Raw genomic sequence first — 18,237 nt, forward strand, 5'->3', positions numbered from 1 at the left:
GCCAGGGGAGAGAGACAATGCCCATTCCCGCTCCGAATCTGCATCCGCCCTTCAATATCCTCCGGCTGTCGCATGTCGTGCTCGGCGTGACCGATCTGGCCGCCAGCCGCGCCTTCTATGTCGACACTCTGGGGCTTCAGGTCACCGATGAGGATGATGACCACATCTTCCTGCGCGCGATGGAGGAACGCGGCCATCACTGCATGGTGCTGCGCAAATCCGACAGGGCAGAGATCCACAGCCTGTCCTTCAAGGTCTTTGACGAGGGCGAACTCGACAAGGCTCATGGCTGGTTCAGGGATCAGGGCCACGCGGTCGAATGGGTCGAGCGCGCATATCAGGGCCGCACGCTGCGAACCCATGACTGTTTCGGCATGCCCATCGAGTTCTATTTCAGGATGGACCGACTTCCACCCATCCATCAGAACTATGCGCTTTATAAAGGCGTGAAGCCGCTGCGCATCGACCATTTCAACTGTTTCTCGACCGATGTCGACAAGGCGGTGGATTTCTATAACCGGATCGGCTTTCGCGTGACGGAATACACCGAGGATGAGGAAACCGGCCATCTGTGGGCGGCATGGACGCATCGCAAGGGCGGGGTGCATGACATTGCCTTCACCAACGGCACCGGCCCGCGGCTGCATCACACCGCCTTCTGGGTGCCGACGCCGCTGAACATCATCGACCTGCTCGATCTGATGGCAACCACCGGCTATGTCGGCAATATCGAGCGGGGGCCGGGGCGGCACGGCATTTCCAACGCCTTTTTCCTCTATATCCTCGACCCGGACGGACACCGGATCGAGCTCTATTGCTCGGACTATCAGACCGTGGACCCGGATCTCGAGGCGATCAGATGGGATCTGAAGGACCCGCAGCGCCAGACCCTGTGGGGCGCGCCCGCACCGCGGTCCTGGTTCGAACATGGCTCGGTCTTTCACGGGGTGGAGCCTGCCGAAAGCAGGCTGAAGGCCAGCCCGATCATCGCGCCGTAAGGAGGCAGCGCATGGAGCCGCAGGAATTCGAACGCTGGTCCGAAAAGGCCGCTCTGTGGGGAGCGCGCTACCGCGCATCGCTGCGCGACAGGCCGGTGCGCGCGCAGACGCAGCCGGGCGAGATCTATCGCGCCATGCCCGTGCGCCCGCCCGAAACCGGAGAGGAGATGCAGGCGATCTTCGACGATTTCGAGGCGATCATTCAGCCCGGCATGACCCATTGGCAGCATCCCCGGTTTTTCGCCTATTTCCCGGCCAATGCGGCGCCGGTCTCGGTGGTGGCGGAACATCTGGTCACGGCGATGGCGGCGCAATGCATGCTGTGGCAGACCTCGCCCGCCGCGACCGAGCTGGAAACCCGGATGATGGAATGGCTGCGCGATGCGCTTGGCCTGCCGGAAAGCTTTTCGGGGGTGATCCAGGACAGTGCCTCGTCCGCGACGCTGGCCGCCGTGCTGGTGATGCGGGAACGCGCGCTGAACTGGCAGGGCAACCGGCAGGGGCTGGCGGGGCAGGGGCGGCTGCGGATCTATTGCTCGGATCAGGTGCATACATCCATCGACCGCGCGATCTGGGTGTCCGGGATCGGTGAGGAAAATCTGGTCCGCATCCCGGCAGAGAGCCCCATCGGCTCGATGCCGGCCGAGGCGCTCGACGCCGCGATCCGCGCCGATCTGGCCGCGGGCCATGTCCCGGCAGGGGTCATCGCCTGCATCGGCGCCACCGGCACCGGCGCCAGCGACGATCTGAGCGCGGTTCTAGCGGTCGCGAAGCGGCATGATCTTTATAGCCATGTCGATGCCGCATGGGCCGGGGCCGCGATGATCTGCCCCGAATTCCGCGATCTGTGGCAGGGGATCGAGGATGCCGATTCCATCGTCTTCAACCCGCATAAATGGCTGGGCGCGCAGTTCGACTGTTCTGCCCATCTGCTGCGTGATCCCGATCTGCTGGTCCGGACGCTGGCGATACAGCCTGAATATCTGAAGACCCACGGCCAGGACGGCATCATCAACTATTCCGAATGGTCGGTGCCTCTGGGCCGTCGCTTCCGGGCGCTGAAGCTGTGGTTCCTGCTGCGCTTTCACGGGCTGGAGGGGCTGCGCCGCATGATCCGCAACCATGTCCGCTGGTCGCAGGCGCTGGCCGACAGGCTGGCCCGGACACCGGGGTTCGAGATCACCACCCCGCCGGTGCTGTCGCTGTTCAGCTTTCGCCAGACGGGCGCGGATGATGCGCAGACCATTGCGCTGCTTAACGCGATCAATGACGATGGCCGCATCTATCTGACCCAGACCCGTGCGGCGGGACGGGTCGTCATCCGCTTTCAGGCCGGGCAGTTCGATTGCACCGAGGAAGATATCGACATCGCCTATCGGGCCATCACCGACACCGCACAACGCATGAGCAAGCCATGACCCGCCCCGTCCCCGCCCGCATCGCTGCCTTCCGTGCCAATGGCACCGAACGCTACGGCATGGTGACCGATCAGGGCATCATCGATCTGACGCCGGAATTCGGCGCGCGGTTCAGCGGACTGAAACAGGTGATCGAGGCGGGCGCGCTGGAAGATCTGATCACCTCCGCCAAAGGGCGTGCACCGACCTTCCGCGAGGATCAGGTCGAATACATGATCCCTGTTGCCGACCCTGAAAAGCTGATCTGTGTCGGCGTGAATTTCCCCGACCGCAACGCCGAATACAAGGACGGGCAGGAGGCCCCTCCGCGCCCCTCCCTGTTCATCCGCTTTCCGCGCAGCTTCACGGGCCACGGTCAGCCCTTGATCCGCCCGCCCGAATCCGCGCAGCTGGATTACGAGGGCGAGGTGGTGATCGTCATCGGCAAGGCCGGTCGCCGCATCGCGCGCGAGGATGCCTATGACCACATCGCCGCGCTGAGCCTGTGCAACGAAGGCACCATCCGCGACTGGGTGCGCCACGCCAAATTCAATGTCACGCAGGGCAAGAATTGGGACGCCTCGGGCGCGATCGGGCCGTGGCTGGTGCCGTTCCGCGAAGCGGGTCAGCTGGACGACATCGAGCTGACCACCCGCGTCAACGGAGAGATCCGCCAGCAGGACCGCACCAGCCGGATGATCTTCGATTTCCGCTATATCGTGAATTACGTCTCGACCTTCTGCACGCTGGTGCCGGGCGATGTGATCGTCTGCGGCACGCCGACGGGGGCGGGGGCGCGCTTCGATCCTCCGCGCTGGCTGGTGCCGGGCGATGTGATCGAGGTTCAGGCCGAGGGCATCGGCACGCTGCGCAACGGGGTCGCCGACGAATGAGCCTTGATCCCGAAGCCATCGCCGCCGCCGCCGCCGATCTGCTGGAAGCCGAGGCCACGCGCCGCCAGATCGGCCTTCTGTCGCAGCGCCATCCGGGCATCACGCTGGACGACGCCTATGCGATCCAGTCCGCGCAGATGGCGCGGAAGCTGGCAGCTGGGCGGCGGATCATCGGCTGGAAAATCGGGCTGACCTCGAAGGCGATGCAGGATGCGCTTGGCATCGACACGCCGGATTCGGGGGTGCTCTATGACGATATGGCGTTTGCCGATGGCGCGACGGTGCCCGCGGGCCGGTTTATTCAGCCCCGCATTGAGGCCGAGATCGCCTTTATCATGAAGGCACCGCTGGAGGGCAAGGCGACGCGCGATCAGGTGCTGGCCGCGACCGAGGCCGTCGCGCCCGCCATCGAGATCCTCGACACCCGCATCCTGCGCGCCGATCCCGAAACCGGCCAGCCTCGCCAGGTCTTCGACACCGTGGCCGATAATGCCGCCAATGCCGGGATCGTGCTGGGTCCGCAGCGCCACGCCCCCGACAGCGTCGATCTGCGTTGGGTCGGTGCCATCGTCAAGCGCGATGCCGAGGTGGTCGCGACCGGGCTGGGCGCTGCGGTGCAGGACGATCCGGTGACCGGCATGATCTGGCTGTCCCGTCGGATGAGCCGATATGGCCAGCGGATCGAGCCTGGACAGGTGGTGCTGTCCGGCTCTTTCCTGGCGCCGGTCGAATGCCCGCCCGGCTCCGAGATCCGCGCCGATTACGGTCGCTTCGGCTCCGCTTCCGTCAATTTTGCATGAGGTTCCCATGTCCGCACCCGAAAACCTGTTCAAGACACGTCTGAAATCGGGCGACACGCTGATCGGGCTGTGGCTCGCCCTCGGCGATGCTTCGGCCGCCGAGCTGGCCTCGCGCATCGGTTTCGACTGGCTGGTGATCGACGGCGAGCACGGGCCGAACGAGCTGCGCGACGTTCTGGCGCAGCTGCGCGCGGTGGGTGCGAACAGCCAGCCCGTGGTGCGGCTGCGCGACGATGACCGCGCGCGCATCAAGCAGGTGCTGGATCTGGGCGCGCAGACGCTGCTGATCCCGATGATCGAAACCGCCGATCAGGCGCGCGAGGCGGTTCGCTCGGTGCTGTATCCGCCGCAAGGCGTGCGCGGCATCGGCGCGACGCTCGCGCGGGCTTCGGGACATGGTGCCTTCGCCGATTACCTGACCACGGCCAATGACCAGATCTGCCTGCTGTTGCAGGTCGAAAGCCGCGCCGGTCTGGACGCGCTTGACGACATTCTGGCGGTCGAGGGCGTGGACGGTGTGTTCATCGGACCCTCGGATCTCGCTGCCGATATGGGCCATCTTGGCCAGCCAGGCGCCGCCCCCGTGCAAGAGGCGATCCGTGCCGCGATTCCCCGGATCCGCGAGGCGGGCAAGGCGGCGGGCATTCTGACAACCGATCTCGCGCTGGCCCGCGACTATGCGGCGATGGGCGTGGCGTTTCTGGCCGTCGGTTCGGATGTGGGCGTTCTGTCGGCGGGGCTGCGCCGCCTGCGCTCGGAATTCTGAACTGTGCCGCTACGGCAAGGCGATCGGACGCTCACTTTTCCGCGCGGTTGGATTTACAAGAACGAAATAAGAACATAATCTGCCCGTCATGGCGCAGAAAACTCTTCAGGACAAGCTGGCGATTCTGTCGGATGCGGCGAAATACGACGCCTCCTGTGCATCCAGCGGAACCACGCGGCGCGATTCTCGCAAGGGCGGGATCGGCTCTGCCGGGGGCACTGGGATTTGTCATGCCTATACGCCGGATGGGCGATGCGTCAGCCTTTTGAAAATCCTGATGACGAATTTCTGCATCTATGATTGCGCCTTCTGCATCAATCGCGTCAGCAGCAATGTCGAGCGCGCCCGGTTCACCCCGGAAGAGGTAGTGACGCTCACACTGGAATTCTATCGCCGCAACATGATCGAGGGGCTGTTCCTGTCCTCGGGCATCATCAAGAGCCCGGATCAGACCATGTCCGATATTCTGCGCATTGCGCGGATGTTGCGAGTGGATCATGGTTTCAAGGGCTATATCCACCTGAAAACCATTCCCGACGCCTCGCCGGAGCTGGTCGAGGAGGCGGGGCTTTATGCTGATCGGATGTCAGTGAATATCGAATTGCCGCAGGATGGCAGCCTGCGCGAATTGGCGCCCGAGAAGCGGCCCGAGACGATCCGCGCCTCGATGGCCGGGATGCGCCTCTCGCGGGAGGCCGCGAAAGAGCGGAGTTTTCGCGGCAAGCGCCCGCCCGCCTTTGCGCCGGCGGGTCAGTCGACGCAGATGATCGTCGGCGCCGACAAGGCCACGGATCGCGAGATACTGGGCACGTCGTCGCGGCTCTATGCGGGCTATGATCTGAAGCGCGTCTATTATTCGGCCTTCAGCCCCATTCCCGACGCCTCGAAGGCGCTGCCACTCATCAAGCCGCCACTGATGCGCGAGCATCGGCTGTATCAGGCGGACTGGCTGATGCGGTTTTACGGTTTCGACGCAGATGAGATCGGCGCGGCGCGACCGGACGGCAATCTGGATCTGGAGATTGATCCGAAGCTCGCCTGGGCGCTGGCCAACCGGACACAGTTCCCGGTCGATGTCGCCCGCGCTCCGAAAGAGCTTTTGCTGCGTGTGCCCGGCTTCGGCACCAAGACAGTCAGCCGCATTCTCGCGGCACGTCGCAACGGTCCGGTGCGCTATGGCGACCTGCTGCGGATCGGCGCGATCATGTCGAAGGCGCAGCCCTTTGTGGTGCTGCCCGACTGGAAGCCGGGGCTGCTGACCGACAGTGACGGGCTGCGGGCGCGCTTCGCGCCCCCAGCCGAACAATTGTCGCTGTTCGGATGATCCGCGTCGACCTGCCCCGGTTCCGCAGCTTCGAGGCGTGGCGGGCGGCGGCACGGCAACTCGCCAGCAATCGCGTTGCGGCGGATGAGGTGAGATGGGCCGCACCCGACGATCCGGCGGAGCTGTTCGGCGCTGCCTCGGTTCCTGGCTTGGGCGCGCAGCCAGTGGTGGCGACGAAGGATTTGCTGGATCTCGCCCGTCAGGTTTCAAGCCATTCCGATCCCGAGCGCTGGGGGCTGCTTTATGCGGCACTGATGCGGACGCAAGAGGATCGGCGCTTTCTGTCCAACCCGGCCGACCCGATGCGCAACCGGCTTGAGCGGATGGCGAAATCGGTGCGGCGCGACATCCACAAGATGCACGCCTTCGTGCGCTTCCACGAATTGCCGTCAAAGGGGTCGCGGCGCAGCTTCGGCGCCTGGTTCGAGCCGGAGCATCCGATCCTCGAAGCCGGGACACCGTTCTTTGCGAAGCGTTTTGCCGATATGGACTGGCTGATCGCCACGCCCGAAGGGATCGCGCGGTTTGAGGGCGAGGCGATCGGCTTCGAACCGCCCGCTCCGCGCCCGGATCTGCCCGAAGATGCCAGCCATGATCTCTGGCAGACCTATTTCGCCAATATCTTCAACCCGGCGCGGATCAAGACCCAGGCGATGCGCTCGGAGATGCCGGTGAAATATTGGAAGAATCTGCCGGAGACGCGGCTGATCGGCGAGATGCTGGCCGATGCTCCGCGCCGGGTTCAGGCCATGGCCGATGCCGGTGCCACCGAAGCGCCCGCCTTCGCCGCCAAGGTCACCGCGCGGCTGCGCCAGGCCCCGGATGACAGCGCGCCCGACACGATGGAGGCGGCGCGGGCGCAGGCCCTGCGCTGCCGGCGCTGCGATCTGTGCCAGCACGCGACGCAGACCGTTTGGGGGGAGGGCGACCCGCAGGCGCCGCTGATGATCGTGGGCGAGGCGCCGGGCGATCACGAGGATCTTGCCGGGCGGCCCTTTGTCGGCCCGGCCGGTCAGCTTTTGCGGCAGGCCATGGCCGAGACCGGGATCGATCCGGAGCGGGCCTGGCTGACCAATGCCGTCAAGCATTTCAAGTTTCGCCCGCGCGGCAAGCGGCGGCTGCATCAGAACCCCAATGCGGGCGAGGTGCAGCATTGCCGGTGGTGGCTGGGGCTGGAGCGTCGCTTCGTCGCGCCTCGGGTGACTGTCGCGCTCGGGGCGACGGCGGCCTATGCGCTGACCGGCAATCGCGACCCGCTGACGCCGCGCCGGGGCGGTGTCGAAAACGGGCTGATCGAGGGGCCGGTGCTGATCACCTGGCATCCCAGCATGATCCTGCGCGAAACCGGTCCCGGCGCGCGGGTGGCGCGCGAACAGCTGGTAAGCGACCTGATCCGGGCGCGCCGCATGCTCGCGGGCTGACGTTCGGGTTCAGCCGCCGGTCCGCGCCAGATCGTCCTGCGTGTCGATGTCGCGCAGCCGCTCGGCGGGAATTGGCAGGCGGCTTTTGCCGGGCAGTTCTGTCAGGAAGCGCCGCGCGCCCTCGTCGCCCGCGACATGACACAGCCGGTCAAACATCACGCGTGGAAAGACCGCCGGGACCATGGGTTGCGCGGCGCGCCGGGCGCAGGCGGCGCCATCCCCCGCAAGGGTGATCAGCGCATCGAAATCGTCCCGTCGCAGAAAGGGCATATCGCCCAGCGCCACCACGATCCGGGCCAGATCTCGCCCGGCCAGGTGTCGAACCCCGGCGGCGAGGCTTGCCGATTGTGGCTGGCCCGCCGCGATGATGAGCGGCTCGAACCCGGCACGCTGCACCGCCGTCGCCACGCGCTGCGATGACACCACCGCCAGCCGCATTGTGATGCGCGGCGTCTCCAGAGCGGCCATTGCCGCTGCGATCACGGTCTGTCCCCGGAAGGGCGCCAGCAGCTTGTCGGGGCTGCCGAAGCGCATCGACCTGCCCGCCGCAAGCAGCAGCGCAGCGGTGCCGGTCATGATCTGTCCGCCCCGGACCTCATCGCCGTATCGAGAACATGCGCCAAAACCGAGACGGCCAGCGTGCGCGGGTCGCGCGCGGACGGGATCAGCCCGAAGGGCGAGGCCAGCCGGTCGAGTTCGTCAGGGCGCAGACCGAGATCGCGCAGCACCTCACAGCGTGCCTGATGCGCCCGCAGGCTGCCCTGCGCGCCGACGAAAAACGCCGGGCTGCGCAGCGCATGGGCGAGCAGGGGCGGCTCCTTGTCATGATCGTGAAAGAACAGCGTCACGGCGGTGTGGGGGTCGAGCGCCAGACCCTCTGGCCACTGCGTGCCCGAAAGTGTGGTGCCGAAACCCGCCTTCTCCAGCGTCTCGGCATCGGGAGAGTAGAGCTCGACCGGGTAACCGGCGCCGCGCGCCAGCGTCGCGAAACAGATGGTTTCCGGCCCCTTTCCCAAGACCGCGAACCGGGTCTGGGGAAGGATATGCAGCAGCAGATCAGCCGTATCGCCAGTTCCGATCCCGGTCCCGCTGCGCAGGCGCAGCTCGGCGCGGTCCCGCTGCGCGAGCTTTTTGCGGGCGCGGGCGATGGGGTCGCGGTCGGGATGGGGAATGATCTCGATATCCAACGCTCCGCCGCAGGGCAGGGCGATGTCGATAAAGGGCGAGCCGCGCCCGTAGCGGAGTTTCCGCCGCCTGCCGTCCTTCAGCGCCGCCTGCGCCTGAAGCGCCACATCGCTTTCCAGGCAGCCTGACGAAAGGCTGCCCGTACAGACCCCATCCGCGCCAATGACCATCGCGGCGCCGACAGGGCGGTAGGATGGCCCCTCGGTCCCGGTGATGACCGCGATGGCCGTGTCCTCACGCATCGCAGCGTCGAGCGGCACTTCGCTTTCGCAGATCGCGGGCAACTCTGCCGCTTCGGCGCTGCGGTCGGTCTCGGATATGTCGCGCATCTGCTTGTCCTGGCGGCTGCGGTGCGGTGTGAAGCTCATTCCCATTATCTGAGTCTGTCGATCAGCAAGCGCAAGGGTGCGTTACCTGTCGCTGAGAGGGATAGGAAGATGGAACCCATCCGAACGCAGGCACCGGTTCGATAACATCCGGGGCAGCCGTCCGGTTTCAACATCCGCGGTGATCTCTGGCGCGGTGATCTCTGGCGCGGTGAGCGATGCGATACCGCGGTTCTGCGGCGCGGCCCGAGCGTGAAAACACAGGGGCAGCCATCTATGCCCATCGCGGCGGCGGGGTGCCTGTCGCGAAGGCCCTAACATTTATTATCCCGCCCGGTCAGCAACGTGAAATTGCGTCAAATACCGCTCATAAGTCGAAAGATGAGGCGGTTGCTATCCGTTGTCAGAGCGATCGGATGAAACGCAATCCGGCTCATGCGCGTTTTCGGCAGACGAGACGCAGAATTGCCGGATGCGGGGTCGAGGTTTCACGAGTCACATTCTTAGCCGCCACGAGGCAGGCTCGAGCTGCACCCGCTCCCGAGTTCCCAAGCATCTTTCCGCCAGCTTCATTTGCCAGATCAGGAAGGCTCGCACATGACACCATCAACAGATTTCGAATTGCGCCGCCGCACATTTCTGGCGGGTACCGCTTCGGCCGCGGCGGTGGCGGGGATTGCTGCCCCGGCGCAGGCGCAGCAGGACGCTGAAACCGCCGCTGTGCCAGACAGCATCGAGCCTGCCATGCGCAGCAATGTCTCCTTCACGGTGAACGGGCAGCAGCAGACGCTGGAACTGGACAACCGCACCACGCTGCTTGACGCGCTGCGCGAGCATCTGCGGCTGACCGGGACCAAGAAGGGCTGCGATCACGGCCAATGCGGCGCCTGCACGGTGATCGTGAACGGGCAGCGGATCAATTCCTGTCTCTCGCTCGCGGTCATGCATGAGGGGGATGAGGTCAAGACCATCGAGGGCTTCGGCACGCCGGATGACCTTGACCCGATGCAGCAGGCTTTCGTCGATCACGACGGGTTTCAGTGCGGCTATTGTACGCCGGGGCAGATCTGCTCGGCCAATGCGGTGCTGGAGGAAATTGCCGGGGGCATCCCCAGCCATGTGACCGGAGACCTGACCGCCGCCATCGAGGCGACCGATGCTGAAATCCGCGAGCGGATGTCGGGCAATATCTGCCGTTGCGGGGCCTATTCCAACATCCTTGCGGCAATCACTCAGGTGGCGGAGGACCGGGCATGAAAGCGTTTTCCTATGAACGGGCCAGCGATGCGGCTGGGGCCGCCGCGCAGCTCGCCGGCACCGAGGGCGCGAAATTCATCGCTGGCGGGACCAATCTTCTGGACCTGATGAAGCTCGGGATCGAGACGCCCGCCCATCTGATCGACCTGCGCGGTGCGGGGCTGGACGAAATCACCGAAACCGAGGAAGGCGGGCTGCGGATCGGCGCGCTTGTCAGCAATACCGACCTTGCCGCCGATGAGCGTGTGCGCCGCGATTACGGTGTCCTGACGCGGGCGCTTGTCGCAGGGGCCTCGGGTCAGCTGCGCAACAAGGCGAGCACCGGCGGCAATCTGTTGCAGCGAACACGCTGCCCGTATTTCTACGACACCGCCATGCCCTGCAACAAGCGCGCGCCCGGTGCGGGCTGTGCGGCGCTGTCCGAAGGCGCATTCTCGCGCCAGCTCGGGGTGATCGGCACCTCGGATGCCTGCATCGCGACGCATCCCTCGGATATGGCGGTGGGGATGCGGGTGCTCGACGCAGTGGTCGAGACGGTCAACGCCGCGGGCGAAAGCCGCGAGATCCCGCTTGAGGATCTGCATCAGCTGCCCGGCGACACGCCCGAAATCGAGACCGCGCTGCAACAGGGTGAGCTGATCACCGCGGTGAGGCTGCCGCCCCCTGTGGGCGGGCGGCATGGCTATCACAAGGTGCGCGACCGGGCCTCTTATGCCTTCGCGCTTGTGTCGGTGGCGCTGATCCGTCAGCCGGACGGCTCTGGCCGGGTCGCGCTTGGCGGTGTCGCACCCAAGCCCTGGCGCAGTGCCGAGGCCGATGCCGAGCTGCCGAACGGCGCCACGGCGGTCATGGCGAAGTTGCTGGGCGGCGCCCGCCCGACCGAGGAAAACGCCTTCAAGATCACATTGGCCGAGCGCACGCTCGCCGCGATGCTGGCCGAGGAGTGAGATCATGGAATTCAACAAACCCGCTGAAGACAATCTCTTCGACCGCGCCACCATCATCGGAAAGCCGCATTCCCGGATCGACGGTCCGGTGAAGGTATCCGGGCAGGCACGCTATGCCTATGAACGGCACGATGTGGTCGCGAACCAGTTGATCGGCTTCCCGGTCGGCGCCACCATCGCAAAGGGTCGGGTGACCGCAATCGACGCCGAGGCGGCGCGCAATGCGCCGGGCGTGGTCGCGGTGGTCACCACGCTCGAGATCGACCCGCTGCCGAAATGGGATTTCAACTATGCGCGGCTGTTCGGCGGTGACGAGATCCAGCATTATCACCAGGCCATCGCCGTGGTCGTGGCCGAGACCTTCGAACAGGCCCGCGCCGCTGCCGCGCTGATCGAAGCGGAGTACGAGGCAGAGCAGGTCGATGTCGATCTCGACGCCGCTTTTGCCCGGCTGGAAGGCACGGGCGAGGCCGAAACCGACACAGGCGATTTCGAGGCCGCCTTCGCCGATGCGGCAGTCACGCTGGACGCGGTCTATCATACCCCGTCCCAGACCCATGCGATGATGGAGCCGCATGCCTCGGTCGTGGATTGGTCGGATGGCGACAGGCTGACCGTGTGGACATCGAACCAGATGATCAACTGGAACAAGCAGTCGCTGGCCACGACATTCGGGCTCGAGATGGACAAGATCCGCGTCGAAAGCCCCTATGTCGGCGGCGGGTTCGGCGGCAAGCTTTGGCTGCGCGCCGATGCGGTGCTGGCCGCGATCGGATCGCGCGCGGCGGGGCGGCCCGTCAAGCTGGCTCTGCCGCGGCCCTTGATGATGAACAACACCACCCATCGCTCTGCCACGGTGCAACATATCCGGCTGGCGGCCTCGGAAGACGGGCGGCTTGTCGGCGTGGCGCATGAGGCGGCCTCGCACACCCTGCCGGGCGGGCGGGGCGAGGATGCGACGGCGCAGACGCCCTATTTCTATGCGGGCGAGAACCGGCTGATCCGCAACCATCTGGTCGATATGAACCTGCCCGAGTCCTCGGATATGCGGGCTCCCGGCGAGGCGCCGGGGCTCATGGCGCTGGAAATCGCCATGGACGAGATGGCCGAGAAGCTGGATATGGACCCCGTCGCGTTCCGCAAGCTGAACGATACCCAGGTCAATCCCAGCAACCCCGAGCAGCGATTTTCGGACCGCAACTTCATCGCCTGCCTGGATCGGGGTGCCGAGCTTTTCGGCTGGGCGGATCGCAATGCGGCTCCGGGACAGAGGCGCGACGGCATGTGGCTGATCGGTCATGGCATGGCCGGCGCCTATCGCGGCGCGCCGACCCTGAAATCGGGGGCGCGGGTGCGGCTGCAATCGGGCCGGCTGATCGTCGAGACCGACATGACCGATATCGGCACGGGCAGCTATACGATCATCGCCCAGACCGCCGCCGAGACGATGGGCCTGCCGATCGAGGCTGTCGAGGTCCGGCTTGGCAACAGCGCCTATCCGGTCTCGTCCGGCTCGGGCGGGCAATTTGGCGCGGCAAGCTCGACCGCCGGGGTCTATGCCGCCTGTCTCGCCCTTCAGGCGCAGATCGCGGACAGCCTGGGCGTCGAGGATCCGCGTTTCGAAAACGGGGAAATGCGTGCCGGCAACACGGTGATGCAGATCTCCGAGATTGGAGATGGCGACGAACTGACCGCCGAGGACAGCGTGACTTTCGGTGCGTTCAAGCAAGAGATGGTGCTCGCGACTTTCGGCGCGCATTTTGTCGAGGTTGCCGTGCATGCTGCCACCGGCGAGACCCGCATCCGCCGCATGGTCGCGGTCTGCGATGCGGGCCGCATCCTGAACCCGGTTACCGCGCGCAGCCAGGTGATCGGCGGGATGACCATGGCCGCAGGTGCAGCGCTATGCGAGGATCTCGCCACCGATATGGGGCGCGGCTTCTTCGTGAACCACGATCTTGCGGGCTATGAGGTCGCCGTCCACGCCGATATTCCCGAACAGACCGTCGAGTTTCTTGACACGCTCGACCCGGCCTCGACGCCGCTGAAAGCCAAAGGCGTGGGCGAGCTGGGCATTTGCGGCGCGGCGGCGGCGATTGCCAATGCGATGTATAACGCGACCGGGGTGCGGGTGCGCGACTATCCGATCACGCTCGACAGGATGATCGACCGGCTTCCGGCGATCTGAGCCCGCGGCTGGTATCGGCCCGGCCAATTCGCCCAATCCTGAGCCCGCCGCGCTGTTGCGCGGCGGGCAATTTACATGCGGTCCTGTGTTGGGAAAAGGGCCGCGCTCAGCCCGCGCCGATGATCGATTCCAGCCCCGAGGAGACGAGCGTGAACAGCACGAATCCGCCCGCGAAGGCGGCGACCGAGCTGCGGTTATCCTCTTCAGCGTCATGCGCCTCGCCCAGCATCTCCTCGACGGCGGCGACGGTCAGCAGCCCCGAGACAAAGGTCAGCGCCAGCATTTTCAGCATCTCGGGCGCATTGCGCAGCAGCAGGAACGCGACGAGAGCGGCGCCGACCGAGAACAGCACGAACGATGCCGACAGCAGGATCCGGCGCCCGCGCTCGACCCCCTTGGCGCGGAAATTGGCGATCACCGCATATCCCTCGGGGAAATCCGCCATGACCTGACCGAGCGCCAGCGTCAGGGCGAGGGCGGGCGAGAGCGCCGCGCCGGAGCCCAGCATGAAGCCGTCACTGGCCAGATCCACCGCCACGGCGACATAGATCATCCACATGGCGGCGCCACCGCCGATTTTCGGCGCGCCGGCATGATCGTCGTCGTGATCCGCGCCATGCCCGTCCGAGACCGCGTTATGCAGCATCTCCTCGATGAGGATATAGGCGGCGGCCCCGGCGGCAAAGCCGGCCGCGATCCACCAGCCGGGAAGAACCTCGACGGCCTCGGGCATCAGCTCGACGGCGACAATGGCAATGACGATTCCCGACGCCGCGTGCAGGGCGAGATTAAGCAACCTTGGCGAGCTGGGCCCATATTCCGCTGCCAGACCACCGGCGAAATTTCCGAGACCCGGCAGCAATGCCAGCAGCAGAACCTGCCACAACCCGTCCATCATCGGTTTTCCATCCTCTGTCAGGGTGTTGTGCCTGCATCATAACGGATGCGTTCCAGCGAGCAACCGCAGCGGCGCGAGCGGGCGCCGTCTGCCGGGCGGTGCGGAAAGCTTGGGTAGGAAATGGTTAAGGGTTGCAATAGCAGAGATGCTGTGGCTTGCTGAACCAATCCGGGATTGGTTTGGATTCGATGACGCAGATGACAGCACAGACCGAAACGCTGCTGACCCTCGACGGGCTGAGCGTGCATGTGCCCGGCCATGATGCGCCGTTGCTGGATGGGGTGACCTTGTCGGTGCATCGTGGCGAGACGCTGTGCATCGTCGGCGAATCGGGTTGCGGCAAAAGTCTCACCTCGCTCGCGGTGATGGGGCTGCTGCCGCCCGCCTTGCGCCGCAGGCTGGCGGGTGATCTGGATTTTGCGGGCCGGCGGATCGCGCTTGGCGATCAGGCCGAGCTGGCGAAGCTGCGCGGCAACCGGATCGGGATGATCTTTCAGGAACCCATGTCCAGCCTGAACCCTGCCCATCGCATCGGTGACCAGATCGCCGAGGCCTGGCGGCGGCACAATCCCGGCAACGGACAGGAACAGGCAGTCGAAATGCTGCGCCGCGTCGGCATCCCAGCGCCCGAGCGGCGGATGCGCGATTACCCGCATCAGATGTCGGGCGGAATGCGGCAGCGCGTGATGATCGCGATGGCGCTGGTGAACAGCCCCGATCTGCTGATCGCGGACGAGCCGACGACCGCGCTGGACGTGACGATTCAGGCGCAGATCCTCGATCTGATCCGCGAATTGCAGGCTGGCGGCGAGATGGGGGTGATGCTCATCACCCATGATCTCGGCGTCGTGGCCGAGGTGGCGACGACGGTGGCGGTCATGTATGCGGGCCGCGTCGTCGAAAGCGGCCCGGTCGAGGCGATCTTCGGCGATCCGCAGCACCCCTATACGATAGGGCTCATGTCCTCGGTTCCGGCGCTGCGCGGTCCGCGCACCAGGCTGGCCTCGGTTCCGGGCATCGTGCCGTCCATCGAGACCATGCCGCAGGGCTGCCGTTTCTCGACCCGCTGTCCCTTTGCGCGCGCGCGTTGCAACGACACGCCGCCGCTGACCGGGATCGCGCCGGACCACAATGTGGCTTGCCATTTCGCGCCGCTGGAACAGCGTCTGGAGGGGGCCGCATGAGCGAGACGGTGATCGAGGCGCGCGGGCTGTCGAAGCATTTCGAGATCGGCGGCGGTTTCATGAAGGCGCCCAAGCTGCTGCACGCGGTGGACGGCGTCGATCTGAGCGTCGCGCGCGGTGAGACCTTCGCCATTGTCGGCGAATCCGGCTGTGGGAAATCGACGCTGGCGCGGCTGCTGATGCGGCTGCATGAGCCCAGCGCAGGCTCGGTGCGCGTCGCCGGCCACGAGATCGCGCAGATCAGCGGCAAAGAGCTGCGCGCGCTGCGCCGCGATGTGCAGTTTATTTTCCAGGACCCGTTTTCCTCGCTGAATCCCCGGCTGACCGTGGCGCGGCTGGTGGCCGAACCGCTGGAGGCGCATCGCCCCGAGATGAACGCCGCCGCCCGCCGCGCCGAGGTCGCGCGGCTGCTGTCCCAGGTCGGGCTGCGGCCGGAACATATGGATCGCTATCCGCATGAATTCAGCGGCGGTCAGCGGCAGCGGATCGGCATTGCGCGGGCGCTTGCCTCGGGGCCGAAGCTGCTGATCGGGGATGAGCCGGTCAGCGCGCTCGATGTCAGCGTTCAGGCGCAGGTGGTGAACCTGCTGGCCGATCTGCGTGACCGGCTGGGGCTGACGCTTGTGGTGATCGCCCATGACCTCGCCGTGATCCGCCAGATGAGCGACCGTGTCGCGGTGATGTATCTCGGCCGGATCGTCGAAAGCGGGCCGACCGACGCGATCTTTGCTCATCCGCGCCATCCCTACACGCGGGCGCTTCTGGCGGCGATTCCCGGCCCCGAGGGCGGGGGCGAGGGACCAGCGCTGACCGGCGAGACCCCAAGCCCGATGGACCCGCCCTCGGGCTGCCATTTCCGCACGCGCTGCCCCTATGCCGAGGCGATCTGCGAAGGCGGGCGCCCGCCGACCGAGACGACCGATGCCGGCACCGAGATCGCCTGTTTCCGCTGGCGCGAGATCGCCGGCAGCGATGACAGACTGCCACCTCCGCCGGCCCGCAGCGCGGCGGCGGAAACACGTTTCCGGCTTTACAGGCAGGCACTCGCCGCCGCGGACGGAACGACCGAAAACCAACCGGAGGAGACCCCATCATGACGTTCAGAAGAACGCTCTTCATCGCCGCCCTGCTCGGCTCTACCGCACTGGCCGCACAGGGTCAGACGCTGCGCATCGGGCTGGAAAGCGACCCTGACGCGCTCGACCCCGATCGCGGCCGGACCTTTGTTGGCCGGATCGTGTTCACCGCGCTCTGCGACAAGCTGATCGACGTGACGCCGGATCTGGAGCTGATCCCGCAGCTCGCGACCGAATGGACGGTCAGCGAGGATGGCAAAACCGTCGACATGATGTTGCGCGAGGGGGTGGTGTTCCATGACGGCACGGCCTTCGACGGCGAGGCGGTCAAGGCCAATATCGAACGCTCGCAGACGCTCGACAGCAGCATGAGAAAATCCGAAATCAGCACCATCGAAGAGGTCGAGGTGGTCGATACGCATCACGTCCGGCTGAAGCTCTCGGCGCCCGATGCGCCGCTATTGGCGCAGCTTGCCGACCGGGCCGGGATGATGATCTCGCCCGCAAGCTTCGACGGCGATGTGTCGGCCAATCCGGTCTGCTCCGGCCCGTTCAAATTCGTGAGCCGTGTGGCGCAGGACCGGATCGAGCTGGAGAAATTCGAGGATTACTGGAATGCCGACGAAATTCTGCTCGACGGGGTGAGCTATCTGCCGATTCCCGATTCGACGGTGCGTCTGGCCAATCTGCAATCCGGGGACCTCGATCTCATCAACAGGCTCGCGGCGACCGATGTCGAGACGGTGAAGGCCAGCGACGACCTGACCTATGAGCGCGCCGACGGGCTCGGCTATCAGGGTATCACCTTCAATACCCAGAACGGGCCGAAAGCCGACAACCCCTTCGGCAACGATCCGCGGCTGCGCAAGGCGCTGTCGCTCGCCATCGACCGCGCCGCGATCAACCAGGTCGTGTTCGCCGGCATGGCGGCCCCGGCCAGCCAGTCCGCCTCTGCCGTCAGCCCCTATTTCGACGAAGCCTATCCAGTGCCGGAACGCGACATCGAACAGGCCAAGGCCCTGCTGGCCGAGGCGGGTTATGCCGACGGCATCACGCTGGACATGCAGTTCCCCAACCGGCCCGAGAACCAGCAGGTCGTGCAGATGATCCAGGCCATGGCCGCCGAGGCGGGCATCCAGATCAATCTCGTCGCCAAGGAATTCGCGACCATGCTGTCCGACCAGGCCGCCGGCGATTTCCAGGCCAGTCAGGTCGGCTGGTCGGGCCGGATCGACCCTGACGGCAATATTCTGGGCTTTGTCTCGACGGATGGCGGGTTCAATGACGGAAAATACTCGAATGAAGAGGTCGACCGGCTCCTCGCAGAGGCCCGCGCCGTCAGCGACATGGAAGAGCGCAAGGCGCTGTATCATCAGGCCAACCAGATCCTGATGGAAGAGCTGCCGCTTTTCTATCTGTATAACGAAGCCTGGCTCTATGGCGTCTCCGGCGATGTCGAAGGCTTCAGCCCCAGCCCGGACGGGATGATCCGGCTGGAAGGCGTGTCGCTGACCGAATGAGCCGCAGGGCCGGGCGGCGCGATGCGTCGCCCGGCCCGTTCCGCTTGACCCCGCCCG

The 18,237-nt window shown here is 65.7% G+C and carries 16 protein-coding genes; 13 read left to right on the forward strand and 3 right to left on the reverse strand.

All coding sequences use genetic code 11. The features are described from left to right. Positions 1-17: 17 nt before the first annotated feature. The 7 genes from hpaD (at position 18) to PAF18_RS02660 (ending at position 7,599) form a co-directional block, all read left to right on the forward strand. Positions 18-998, forward strand: a complete 981-nt coding sequence (gene hpaD, locus PAF18_RS02630) for a 3,4-dihydroxyphenylacetate 2,3-dioxygenase (RefSeq protein ID WP_271117089.1) — start codon at positions 18-20, stop codon at positions 996-998. 11 nt (positions 999-1,009) lie between these two features. Next, the gene (locus tag PAF18_RS02635; protein ID WP_271117090.1) at positions 1,010-2,416 is read left to right on the forward strand and encodes a pyridoxal phosphate-dependent decarboxylase family protein; all 1,407 of its coding nucleotides are present in this window, start codon (positions 1,010-1,012) and stop codon (positions 2,414-2,416) included. Next, positions 2,413-3,288 carry a fumarylacetoacetate hydrolase family protein gene (locus PAF18_RS02640; RefSeq protein ID WP_271117091.1) on the forward strand — a complete coding sequence of 292 codons (876 nt, stop codon included), beginning with the start codon at positions 2,413-2,415 and terminating at the stop codon, positions 3,286-3,288. The genes PAF18_RS02635 and PAF18_RS02640 overlap by 4 nt, the downstream gene beginning before the upstream one ends. Then, positions 3,285-4,088 (forward strand): 2-oxo-hept-4-ene-1,7-dioate hydratase, encoded by an 804-nt coding sequence (gene hpaH, locus PAF18_RS02645; protein WP_271117092.1) that lies wholly within the window; start codon positions 3,285-3,287, stop codon positions 4,086-4,088. The genes PAF18_RS02640 and hpaH overlap by 4 nt, the downstream gene beginning before the upstream one ends. 7 nt (positions 4,089-4,095) lie before the next feature. Next, positions 4,096-4,854, forward strand: coding sequence for an HpcH/HpaI aldolase family protein (locus PAF18_RS02650; RefSeq protein ID WP_271117093.1), 759 nt, complete (start codon positions 4,096-4,098; stop codon positions 4,852-4,854). Between the two features lie 88 nt (positions 4,855-4,942). After that, on the forward strand, positions 4,943-6,178 hold the full coding sequence (locus PAF18_RS02655; RefSeq protein WP_271117094.1) for a putative DNA modification/repair radical SAM protein: 1,236 nt from the start codon (positions 4,943-4,945) through the stop codon (positions 6,176-6,178). Next, entirely contained in the window at positions 6,175-7,599 is a 1,425-nt protein-coding gene (locus tag PAF18_RS02660) for a UdgX family uracil-DNA binding protein (protein ID WP_271117095.1), read from the forward strand. The genes PAF18_RS02655 and PAF18_RS02660 overlap by 4 nt, the downstream gene beginning before the upstream one ends. A gap of 9 nt (positions 7,600-7,608) precedes the next feature. On the opposite strand, the gene PAF18_RS02665 is transcribed toward PAF18_RS02660, so the two are convergent. Together PAF18_RS02665 and PAF18_RS02670 are read right to left on the reverse strand one after the other, a co-directional pair. Beyond that, on the reverse strand, positions 7,609-8,175 hold the full coding sequence (locus tag PAF18_RS02665) for a nucleotidyltransferase family protein (RefSeq protein WP_271117096.1): 567 nt from the start codon (positions 8,173-8,175) through the stop codon (positions 7,609-7,611). After that, positions 8,172-9,152 (reverse strand): XdhC family protein, encoded by a 981-nt coding sequence (locus PAF18_RS02670; RefSeq protein WP_271117097.1) that lies wholly within the window; start codon positions 9,150-9,152, stop codon positions 8,172-8,174. The genes PAF18_RS02665 and PAF18_RS02670 overlap by 4 nt, the downstream gene beginning before the upstream one ends. A gap of 555 nt (positions 9,153-9,707) precedes the next feature. Here PAF18_RS02670 and paoA point away from each other — a divergent pair. The 3 genes from paoA to paoC are packed head-to-tail and all read left to right on the forward strand — an operon-like array spanning position 9,708 to position 13,502. Further along, positions 9,708-10,367, forward strand: coding sequence for an aldehyde dehydrogenase iron-sulfur subunit PaoA (gene paoA, locus PAF18_RS02675; protein WP_271117098.1), 660 nt, complete (start codon positions 9,708-9,710; stop codon positions 10,365-10,367). Then, a complete protein-coding gene (locus tag PAF18_RS02680; protein ID WP_271117099.1) occupies positions 10,364-11,314 on the forward strand; it encodes an FAD binding domain-containing protein in 951 nt (316 codons plus the stop codon). Before paoA ends, PAF18_RS02680 begins: the two co-directional genes overlap by 4 nt. Before the next feature lie 4 nt (positions 11,315-11,318). After that, complete coding sequence (gene paoC, locus PAF18_RS02685) at positions 11,319-13,502, forward strand: aldehyde oxidoreductase molybdenum-binding subunit PaoC (RefSeq protein ID WP_271117100.1); 2,184 nt, start codon at positions 11,319-11,321, stop codon at positions 13,500-13,502. Positions 13,503-13,608: 106 nt separating this feature from the next. On the opposite strand, the gene PAF18_RS02690 is transcribed toward paoC, so the two are convergent. Beyond that, positions 13,609-14,400: a ZIP family metal transporter gene (locus PAF18_RS02690; RefSeq protein WP_271117101.1), complete on the reverse strand. Its 792-nt coding sequence runs from the start codon at positions 14,398-14,400 to the stop codon at positions 13,609-13,611. Between the two features lie 197 nt (positions 14,401-14,597). Here PAF18_RS02690 and PAF18_RS02695 point away from each other — a divergent pair, with 197 nt between their 5' ends. The 3 genes from PAF18_RS02695 to PAF18_RS02705 are packed head-to-tail and all read left to right on the forward strand — an operon-like array spanning position 14,598 to position 18,180. After that, positions 14,598-15,584 carry an ABC transporter ATP-binding protein gene (locus PAF18_RS02695; RefSeq protein ID WP_271117102.1) on the forward strand — a complete coding sequence of 329 codons (987 nt, stop codon included), beginning with the start codon at positions 14,598-14,600 and terminating at the stop codon, positions 15,582-15,584. Next, on the forward strand, positions 15,581-16,681 hold the full coding sequence (locus tag PAF18_RS02700) for an ABC transporter ATP-binding protein (protein ID WP_271117103.1): 1,101 nt from the start codon (positions 15,581-15,583) through the stop codon (positions 16,679-16,681). Before PAF18_RS02695 ends, PAF18_RS02700 begins: the two co-directional genes overlap by 4 nt. Next, entirely contained in the window at positions 16,678-18,180 is a 1,503-nt protein-coding gene (locus PAF18_RS02705) for an ABC transporter substrate-binding protein (RefSeq protein ID WP_271117104.1), read from the forward strand. The genes PAF18_RS02700 and PAF18_RS02705 overlap by 4 nt, the downstream gene beginning before the upstream one ends. Positions 18,181-18,237: the final 57 nt, after the last annotated feature.

Source organism: Paracoccus sediminicola, assembly GCF_027912835.1.
In the GTDB taxonomy this organism is placed as follows: domain Bacteria; phylum Pseudomonadota; class Alphaproteobacteria; order Rhodobacterales; family Rhodobacteraceae; genus Paracoccus; species Paracoccus sediminicola.

Bases quoted from the DNA above. Each gene is read 5' to 3' on its own strand.
- PAF18_RS02680 (WP_271117099.1), top strand. From the start codon at position 10,364: ATGAAAGCGTTTTCCTATGAACGGGCCAGCGATGCGGCTGGGGCCGCC.
- PAF18_RS02640 (WP_271117091.1), top strand. From the start codon at position 2,413: ATGACCCGCCCCGTCCCCGCCCGCATCGCTGCCTTCCGTGCCAATGGC.
- paoA (WP_271117098.1), top strand. From the start codon at position 9,708: ATGACACCATCAACAGATTTCGAATTGCGCCGCCGCACATTTCTGGCG.
- PAF18_RS02665 (WP_271117096.1), bottom strand. From the start codon at position 8,175: ATGACCGGCACCGCTGCGCTGCTGCTTGCGGCGGGCAGGTCGATGCGC.
- PAF18_RS02670 (WP_271117097.1), bottom strand. From the start codon at position 9,152: ATGAGCTTCACACCGCACCGCAGCCGCCAGGACAAGCAGATGCGCGAC.
- PAF18_RS02690 (WP_271117101.1), bottom strand. From the start codon at position 14,400: ATGATGGACGGGTTGTGGCAGGTTCTGCTGCTGGCATTGCTGCCGGGT.
- PAF18_RS02695 (WP_271117102.1), top strand. From the start codon at position 14,598: ATGACAGCACAGACCGAAACGCTGCTGACCCTCGACGGGCTGAGCGTG.
- PAF18_RS02635 (WP_271117090.1), top strand. From the start codon at position 1,010: ATGGAGCCGCAGGAATTCGAACGCTGGTCCGAAAAGGCCGCTCTGTGG.
- PAF18_RS02655 (WP_271117094.1), top strand. From the start codon at position 4,943: ATGGCGCAGAAAACTCTTCAGGACAAGCTGGCGATTCTGTCGGATGCG.
- paoC (WP_271117100.1), top strand. From the start codon at position 11,319: ATGGAATTCAACAAACCCGCTGAAGACAATCTCTTCGACCGCGCCACC.
- PAF18_RS02700 (WP_271117103.1), top strand. From the start codon at position 15,581: ATGAGCGAGACGGTGATCGAGGCGCGCGGGCTGTCGAAGCATTTCGAG.
- hpaH (WP_271117092.1), top strand. From the start codon at position 3,285: ATGAGCCTTGATCCCGAAGCCATCGCCGCCGCCGCCGCCGATCTGCTG.
- PAF18_RS02705 (WP_271117104.1), top strand. From the start codon at position 16,678: ATGACGTTCAGAAGAACGCTCTTCATCGCCGCCCTGCTCGGCTCTACC.
- PAF18_RS02650 (WP_271117093.1), top strand. From the start codon at position 4,096: ATGTCCGCACCCGAAAACCTGTTCAAGACACGTCTGAAATCGGGCGAC.
- PAF18_RS02660 (WP_271117095.1), top strand. From the start codon at position 6,175: ATGATCCGCGTCGACCTGCCCCGGTTCCGCAGCTTCGAGGCGTGGCGG.
- hpaD (WP_271117089.1), top strand. From the start codon at position 18: ATGCCCATTCCCGCTCCGAATCTGCATCCGCCCTTCAATATCCTCCGG.